This window comes from Streptomyces sp. NPDC002537, assembly GCF_053594975.1.
On record NZ_JBSFWT010000157.1, the window covers coordinates 1 to 8,856 of the forward strand.

General features: G+C 71.5%; 2 protein-coding genes. Both read left to right on the top strand.

All coding sequences use genetic code 11. The annotated features are described in order from the left end of the window. A partial coding sequence (locus ACWD4A_RS34655) for an SDR family NAD(P)-dependent oxidoreductase (RefSeq protein ID WP_451200355.1) occupies nucleotides 1-4,338 on the top strand: 4,338 nt, incomplete at its 5' end. An 88-nt stretch (nucleotides 4,339-4,426) separates the two neighbouring features. After that, nucleotides 4,427-8,856: beta-ketoacyl synthase N-terminal-like domain-containing protein (locus ACWD4A_RS34660; protein ID WP_451200357.1), on the top strand; the 4,430-nt coding region annotated here is incomplete at its 3' end.

Genomic DNA, 8,856 nt, shown 5'->3' on the forward strand with positions numbered 1-8,856 from the left:
CCCATCGAAGCCCAGGCACTCATCGCCACCTACGGACACAACCGCCCCACCGACCACCCCCTCTGGCTCGGATCCATCAAATCCAACATGGGCCACGCGCAGGCCGCCGCCGGTGTCAGCGGCATCATCAAGATGGTGCAGGCGATCAAGCACCGCACGCTGCCCCGCACCCTGCACGTGGACGAGCCGACGCCGAAGGTCGACTGGTCGGCCGGCAACGTACGGCTGCTGACCGAACCGGTGGCATGGCACAGCGACGGCCCGCGCCGGGCGGGCGTCTCCTCGTTCGGCCTGAGCGGCACCAACGCGCACATCATCATCGAGGAGGCGCCCGCCGACACCCGGCCCGAAGGCGAAGGGCCCGAAGACGAAGGGCCCGAAGACGAAGGGCCCGCCGAAGCCGCTCCGTCCCCGCTCGCCGACGACGTTCCGCGGACTCTCCCGTGGTTGCTGTCGGCGCGCGACGACCGGGCGCTGAGGGAGACGGCGGGTCGGCTGCGCACACACCTCACTGCCACCCCTGCACATCAGGACCGGACCGGGACCGCGAGCGAGGACGCGAGCGAGGCCGCGAGCGATGCCGGGATCGAGGACCGGCGACCGGTGAGCGCCGCCGACGTAGCGTTCTCGCTCGCCACCACCCGCGCCACCTTCGACCACCGGGCCGTTGTCGTCGCCGACGACCGGGACGGCCTGCTGCGCAGACTGGACGCGCTGGCCGCCGGTGACGACATCGCCGGACTGGTGCGCGGCACACCGCAGGGGACCGGTGCCCGGACCGCGTTCATGTTCAGTGGCCAGGGCGCCCAACGCCTGGGCATGGCACAGGACCTGTACGCGGCACAGCCCGCGTTCGCGGCAGCACTGGACACCGTCTGCGACGCACTGGACCCGCAGCTCGACACGCCGGTCCGCGAGGTGATGTGGAGCCACGGGGACGAGCCGGGAGCGGAACAGGCGGAACGGCTCAACCGTACGGGCAGCGCGCAGGCCGCGCTCTTCGCCGTCGAAGTGGCGCTGTTCCGGCTGCTGGAGGGCTGGGGCGTCCGTCCCGACCTGCTGATCGGCCACTCGATCGGGGAAATCGCCGCGGCACACGTCGCGGGCGTGTTCACCCTGTCCGACGCGTGCACACTGGTGGCCGCCCGGGCCCGGCTGATGGAGGCCCTGCCCGAGGGCGGCGCGATGGTCGCCGTCGAGGCGTCCGAGGACGACGTGCGGCCCCTCCTCGGCGAGCGACTGGAGGTCGCGGTCGTCAACGGCCCGACGGCCCTGGTGCTCTCGGGCGACGAGGACGCCGTGCTACGGGCCGCCGGACAACTGCGGGAACAGGGGCGCAAGACGTCACGGCTGCGCGTCAGCCACGCCTTCCACTCGCCTCGGATGGACCCGATGCTCGCGGACTTCCGGAAGGTCGTCGCCGGCCTCCCGATGACCGCCCCGCGTATCCCGGTCGTCTCCAACCTCACCGGAAAACTCTGCGGGGAAGGAGAGCTGACCTCCGCCGAATACTGGGTGCGGCACGCACGGGAGACGGTCCGGTTCAGCGACGGCATCGCCACCCTCCGCCAGCTCGGCGTCAGCACCTTCGTCGAACTGGGCCCCGGTGCCACCCTCACCGCCCTCGCCCGCCAATGTGCGACGGACGGCGCCGACCCGCTGGACCCGCCCTCCACCGGCGGCCCCGCGGGCCCGGCGTTCGTACCGGTGCTGCGCGCCGACCGGCCCGAACCGCGGACGCTGACCACCGCGCTGGCCGAACTCCACGTACGCGGCACGGCCGTCGACTGGCACGCGGTCGCCGAGAGCTGGGGCGGGCAGCGGGTGGAGCTGCCCACCTACCCGTTCCAGCGGCAGCGCTACTGGTGGGAGGACGGCGCCGCCGACGGCTCGGGACCGGCCCCCCGGTCCGCGGCCGGCGGCGCGGCCGACTCGGCCTTCTGGGACGCGGTGGAGCGCGCCGACACCGCCACGCTCGCCACGGCCCTGCACGCGGAGACCGACGCCCAGCAGGACGCCCTGGACGCGGTGCTGCCGCTGCTCGGGTCCTGGCGCGCCCGCCGGGTCAAGGAGGCGACGGCCGACGCCTGGAGCTACCGGATCGACTGGCAGCCCCTCACCGAACCCGCCCCGGACACGGCCGCGGCCACCGGCACCTGGCTCGTCGTGGTCCCGGAGGGACCGGCCGCCCGGCTCTGGGCCGACCGCCTCGGCGAGGCGCTGCGCAGCCGGGGCGCGGAGCACCGGCACCTCTCCCTGGACACGGCCGAGCTGGCGGACGCCGCACGACCCGGCGCGGCCCGGACCGCGCTCACGGACCGGCTGCGGACCGCGTGCGACGCGAACACCCCCGTGCGCGCGGTGATTTCCCTCCTCGCCCTCGACGAGGGCGCCGCCACCGGAAGCGGTGACACGGGTGATGGCGATGGCGGTGACGACGACGGTGGTGACGGTGATGGCGTCGGCCTGCGTGGCCTGACCGCCACGGTCGCGCTCGCCCAGGCCCTGGGCGAAGCGGCGATCGACGCCCCGCTGTGGTGCCTGACCAACGGCGCCGTCGCGGTGGGCGGTGCGGAGGAACTGGCGAATCCGGAACAGGCCCAGGTATGGGGTCTCGGCAGGGTCGTCGCCCTGGAGCAGCCGCAGCGCTGGGGTGGACTCGTCGATCTCCCGCCGACGCCCGACGCCCGCACGGCGGGCCGACTGGTTTCGGTGCTGACAGGCGGGACGGGCCGGACGGGCGGTGAGCCGGGCGCCGACGCGGAGGACCAGATCGCGGTGCGCGCCTCCGGAACCTTCGGCCGCCGACTGGTGCGGGTGCCCGCCGACACCAGCATCGGCGGTACGGAACTCCGTGTCGGCGATACGGAGTTCGGCGATACGGAGTCCGGCGCCGCGGACGATGCCCGTGCCGGAACCGAAGAGACGAGCGGAACCGAAGAGACGAGCGGGACCGACGGAAGCAGCGAGTCCGTCCCCCCGGGCCGCTGGCAGCCGCACGGCACCGTCCTGATCACCGGCGGTACCGGTGCGCTCGGTGCGCACGTCGCCCGCTGGCTGGCCCGCGGCGGCGCCGACCACCTCGTCCTGACCAGCCGCCGTGGCCCGCAGGCACCGGGCGCCGCCGAGCTCTCGGCGGAACTGACCGCGCTCGGTGCCCGGGTCACCGTGGCCGCCTGCGACGCCGCCGACCGCACGGCCCTGGCCGCACTCCTCGACGACCTGCCCGAGGACCAGCCGCTGACCGCGGTCATGCACACCGCCGGTGTCCTGGACGACGGCGTGCTGGAGTCCATCACACCCGACCGGCTCGCCGGCGTACTGCGTCCCAAGGTGGCCGCCGCCCGGCACCTGCACGAACTCACCAAGGACCGCGGGCTGACGGCGTTCGTCACCTTCTCCTCGATCGCCGGACTGCTCGGCAGCGCCGGACAGGGCAGCTACGCCGCCGCGAACGCCTACCTGGACGCCCTGGCGCAGCACCGCAGGGCCCTGGGTCTCGCGGCGACCTCGGTGGCCTGGGGTCCCTGGGACGGTGGCGGAATGGCGGGCGAGGACGCTTCACAGGACCGTTCCTGGTGGCGGGGCCTGGCCCCGATGGACGCCGACCTCTGCCTGACGGCCCTCCAGCGGGCCCTGGACCGCTCGGCGGCCTGCGTCGGAGTGTTCGACGCCGACTGGCCGCAGCTCGCGGCCTCGTTCACCGCCACCCGGCCCAGCTCGTTGATCGCCGGCCTCCCCGAGGTACGGGCCGGCGCCACCGCCGGAACCGGCGGACCGGTCGGCACCGCCGAGGCGCCCTCGGACCTGGTCGTCCGGCTGTCGACGCTCCCCGAGGGCGAGCAGCGGCGCGAAATACTGGACCTCGTGCGCACGCAGGTGGCACTCGTCCTCGCCTACGAAAGCGCCGGCACGGTGCAGTCCAGCCGGGCCTTCAACGAGCTCGGCTTCGACTCGCTCACCGCTGTCGAGTTCCGCAACCGACTGAACACCGTCACCGGCCTGAAGCTGCCGGCCACGCTGTTGTTCGACTACGCGACCCCCGACGTCCTCGCCGGACACCTGCACGGCGAACTGTGCGCGAGCGGAGCGGCGCCCGCAGTGCCGGTGCTGGCCGAACTCGAACGCATCGAATCCGTGGCGGATTCCCTCCCGCCGGAGGAGATCCGACGCACCCGGATCGGCCACCGGCTCCAGGAACTCGTCACCCGGCTCAACGAGCGCGCCGACGCGGACGGCGGGGCACCGGCGGACGGTCCCTCCGTCGCCGACCGCCTCGACTCCGCGACAGCCGAGGACGTCTTCGACTTCCTCGACAAGGAACTCGGGCTCTCCTGACCCCCTGCACCGCCCCCTCATCTTCCACCCCACTTCCCGAACCTCCCGCACGCGCAGTTCCCGGGAAACGAGACACCGCGAGGCCCTGATGGCGAACGTGAACGAAGCGAAGCTGCTCGACTACCTCAAGCGGACCACCGCGGACCTGCATGCCACCAAGCAGCAGCTGCGGGACATCGAGAACGCCGAACAGGAGCCCATCGCCATCGTCGCGATGAGCTGCCGCCTGCCCGGCGGCGTGCGCTCGCCCGAGGACCTGTGGCAACTGCTCGCCGAAGGGGGCGACGCCATCGGAGGCTTCCCCGAGGACCGCGGCTGGGACACCGGCGACGTACCGGGCCCGGAGGCGTCGACCGCCCCGGAGGACGCGGCGGCGGCCGGCCCCGGAGCCACTGAGGGCGACGGCACCGACTACCCGCGCAAGGGCGGCTTCCTCTACGACGCGGCGGAGTTCGACCCGGCCTTCTTCGGCATATCGCCGCGCGAGGCCCTGGCGATGGACCCGCAGCAGCGGTTGCTGCTGGAGGCGACCTGGGAGGCGTTCGAGCGCGGCGGGATCGCGCCCGACACGGTGCGCGGAGAGCGGATCGGCGTCTTCGTCGGCACCAACGGCCAGACGTACTTCGACCTGAAGCTGCCGGAAGAGGCCGAGGCCTACATGGCCACCGGCAGCAACGCGGCCGTGCTGTCCGGCCGTATCTCCTACGTGCTGGGCCTGGAGGGCCCGGCGGTGACGGTGGACACCGCGTGCTCCTCGTCGCTGGTCGCCCTGCACCTCGCGATGCAGGCACTGCGCAAGGGCGAGTGCACCCTCGCGCTCGCGGGCGGCGCGACCGTGATGGCGACCCCTGACCCCTTCGTCGCCTTCAGCAAGCAGCGCGGTCTGGCGGCCGACGGCCGCTGCAAGGCGTTCTCCGAGGCGGCGGACGGCACCGGTTGGTCCGAGGGCGTGGGCGTGCTCCTGGTCGAGCGCCTCTCGGACGCGCGGCGCAACGGCCACCGGGTACTGGCCGTGGTGCGTGGTTCCGCTGTGAACCAGGACGGTGCCAGCAACGGCCTCACCGCGCCGAACGGCCCCTCGCAACAGCGCGTCATCTGGGACGCGTTGGCGAACGCGCGTCTGTCGTCGGATCAGGTCGACGCGGTGGAGGCGCACGGTACGGGCACGGTACTGGGTGACCCGATCGAGGCACAGGCGCTGCTGGCGACGTACGGGCGTGATCGCGCGCAGGAGCGTCCGTTGTGGCTGGGTTCGGTGAAGTCGAACCTGGGTCATACGCAGGCTGCGGCTGGTGTGGCCGGGATCATCAAGATGGTCATGGCGATGCGCAACGGCATCCTGCCGAGGACGTTGCATGTGGATGCGCCGTCGTCGAAGGTGGACTGGTCGGCGGGTGAGGTCCGGTTGTTGACGGAGGCGGTGTCCTGGGAGAGCGATCGGCCGCGTCGTGCGGGGGTGTCGTCCTTCGGAATCAGCGGCACGAATGCGCATGTGATCCTCGAAGAGGCCCCGTCCGAGGAGCACGCCGCCACGGACCTTCCGGAGCGGCCGGAGGCCGCGGGCCCGGTACTGTGGCCCGTCTCCGGGGCGAGTGCGGAGGGTTTGCGGGCGCAGGCGCGGCAGTTGCTGGGCCTGGTACGGGGCGACGATGTTCCGGACCCGGCGGATGTGGGGCTGGCGCTGGCGACGACGCGTGCGCAGTTGGAGCACCGTGCAGTGATCACCGGTTCCGGCCGTACTGAGCTGGTGGCCGGGCTGGCCGCGCTGGCGGGGCAGGCTTCTGCCGCGGGGCTGGTGCAGGGTGTGGCCCGTACGGGTGGCAGAACCGCCTTTCTGTTCACCGGGCAGGGTGCGCAGCGGGTCGGTATGGGCCGTGAACTGTACGAGGCCTTCCCCGTGTTCGCCCAGGCCCTGGACGAGGTGTGCGGGCACTTCGACGGGCTGCTGGAAGTGCTGTTCGCGGAGGATGGTTCGGCCGAGGCGGGGTTGCTGGAGCGTACGGAGTACGCGCAGCCTGCTCTGTTCGCGGTGGAGACGGCGTTGTTCCGGCTGGCCGGGTCGTGGGGTGTGCGTCCGGATGTGGTGGCCGGTCACTCGGTGGGTGAGATCGCGGCGGCGTGTGCGGCGGGTGTGTTCTCGCTTGAGGATGCGTGTGCGCTGGTCGCGGCGCGCGGTCGTCTGATGCAGGCTCTCCCCGAGGGTGGGGTGATGGCAGCGGTCCAGGCGACCGAGGACGAGGTCCTCGCTCTCCTCGACGGTGCTGCCGATGCGGCTATAGCGGCTGTCAACGGCCCGCGCGCAGTCGTGATCTCCGGCGCCCGGAACACTGTCGACGCGATCGTGGAGGAGCTGCGGGGCCGGGGGCGCAAGACCTCCTTGCTGAAGGTCTCCCACGCCTTCCACTCACCCCTCATGGATCCGATGCTCGACGACTTCCGCACGGTGGTCTCGGGCCTGACGTTCACCGAGCCGGGTATTCCGGTGGTCTCGACCGTCACCGGCCGTACCGTCGGCGTGGGTGAACTCACCTCGCCCGCGTACTGGGTGGAGCATGTCCGTCAGGCGGTCCGCTTCGCCGACGCCGTACACACCCTGGCCGACGACGGTGTCACCACGTTCCTGGAGGTCGGCCCGGACGCGGTCCTGACCGCAATGACCTCCAGCGTGCTGGACGACGACACCACCGCCCTGTGCGTCCCCCTCCTGCGCCGCAACCACCCCGAGCAGGCGGAAGCCTTCACCGCACTGGCGCGTCTGTGGGCCCATGGACACACCGTCGACTGGACCATCCTCCACACCAACAACCCCGCCCGGCCCGTCGACCTCCCCACCTACCCCTTCCAGCGCCAGCACTACTGGATCAAGAGCAGCACGACCGTCGGGAACATCGCCTCGATCGGCTTGGACGCTGCCGATCACCCGCTGCTGGGCGCGGCGATGATGCTGGCCGACTCGGACGGTGCGCTGTTCACCGGACGCCTTGCCGTGGGCAGTCACCCCTGGCTCGCCGACCGCGCTGCCGCGGGCTCCGTCGTCTTCCCGGAAACCGGGTTTGTGGAGTTGGCGATTCGGGCGGGGGATCAGGTCGGGTGTGGGGTGTTGGAGGAGTTGACGTTGGAGGCGCCGTTGGTGCTGCCGGCGCGTGGTGGTGTGCAGGTTCAGGTGGTGGTGGGTGCGCCTGAGGTGTCGGGTGGGCGTTCGGTGCGGGTGTTCTCGCGTGCCGAGGACGTGGTGGGGGATGTGCCGTGGACGCGGCATGCCACGGGTGTGCTCGGTTCCGGGGCACGTACTGGTACGGGTGGCGCCGATCTGGGGGTGTGGCCTCCGGTGGGGGCGGTGCCGGTGTCGGTCGAGGACCTGTACGAGCGGTACGCGGACGCGGGCTTGACGTACGGGCCTGCCTTCCAGGCCCTGAAGTCCGTCTGGCGTGATGACGAGGTGCTGTACGCGGAGGTCGTGCTGTCCGGGCAGGCCGCGCAGGACGCGGAGCGGTTCGGCCTGCACCCGGCGGCCCTGGACGCCGCGGTGCAGGGGCTGGCGCTCCTGGGCGCCGTGGCGGACGACAAGCCGACCGTGGAACTGCGGCGGAACGTGGAGTGGCGTGGTGTCTCGTTGCACGCCACCGGTGCGTCCGCGCTCAGGGTGCGGTTGTCTCCGCAGGGCGTGGACAGCGTTGCCGTGGACATCGCCGACGCCGTCGGAGAGGCGGTCGCCTCGATCGAGTCGCTGACCGTCCGCCCCACGCAGGCCGCGGAGTTGGCCGGCGGTGGTGGGGCGGAGTTCCACGATTCGTTGTATCGGGTGGACTGGGTGCCGGCGGGTTCTGCGGGTTCTGTGGATCTGTCGGTGTCGGTGGTTGTGGGTGTTGAGGGTTTGGGGGATGTGTCGGGGGTGCCAGATGTTGTGGTGCTTCGGGCGTTCGGTGGTGGTGTGGGTGATGTGGGTGTTGGTGTGGGTGGTGTGCTGGAGCGTGTGTTGGGTGAGCTTCAGTTGTGGTTGGGGGATGAGCGTTGTGGGGCGTCGCGTTTGGTGGTGGTGACGCGGGGTGCGGTGTCTGCGGGTGGTTCTGTGGTGTCGGATCTTGCGGGTGCTGCGGTGGGTGGTCTGGTGCGGTCGGCTCAGGCGGAGCATCCGGGTCGGATCGTTCTGGTGGATGTTGATGCTGATGTCGATGTCGATGCTGGTGTTGATGTGGCTGTGTTGTCTGGTGTGTTGGGGGTGGGGGAGTCTCAGGTTGCTGTGCGTGGTGGGGTGTTGTTTGTTCCGCGGTTGGTGCGTGCTGCGGTGTCGGGTGTTTCGGGTGTGTCGGGGGTTTCGGGGGGTGTTTCGGCGTCGGCTTCTTGTGGGGGTGTGGGGGGTTGGCGTGGGGATGGGACGGTGTTGTTGACGGGTGCGACGGGTGGTTTGGGGGTGGTGTTGGCTCGGTATTTGGTGTCGGTGTGTGGGGTGCGGCGTTTGGTGTTGGTGTCGCGTAGTGGTGGTGCTGCTGAGGGCGCTGGTGAGTTGGTGTCTTCGTT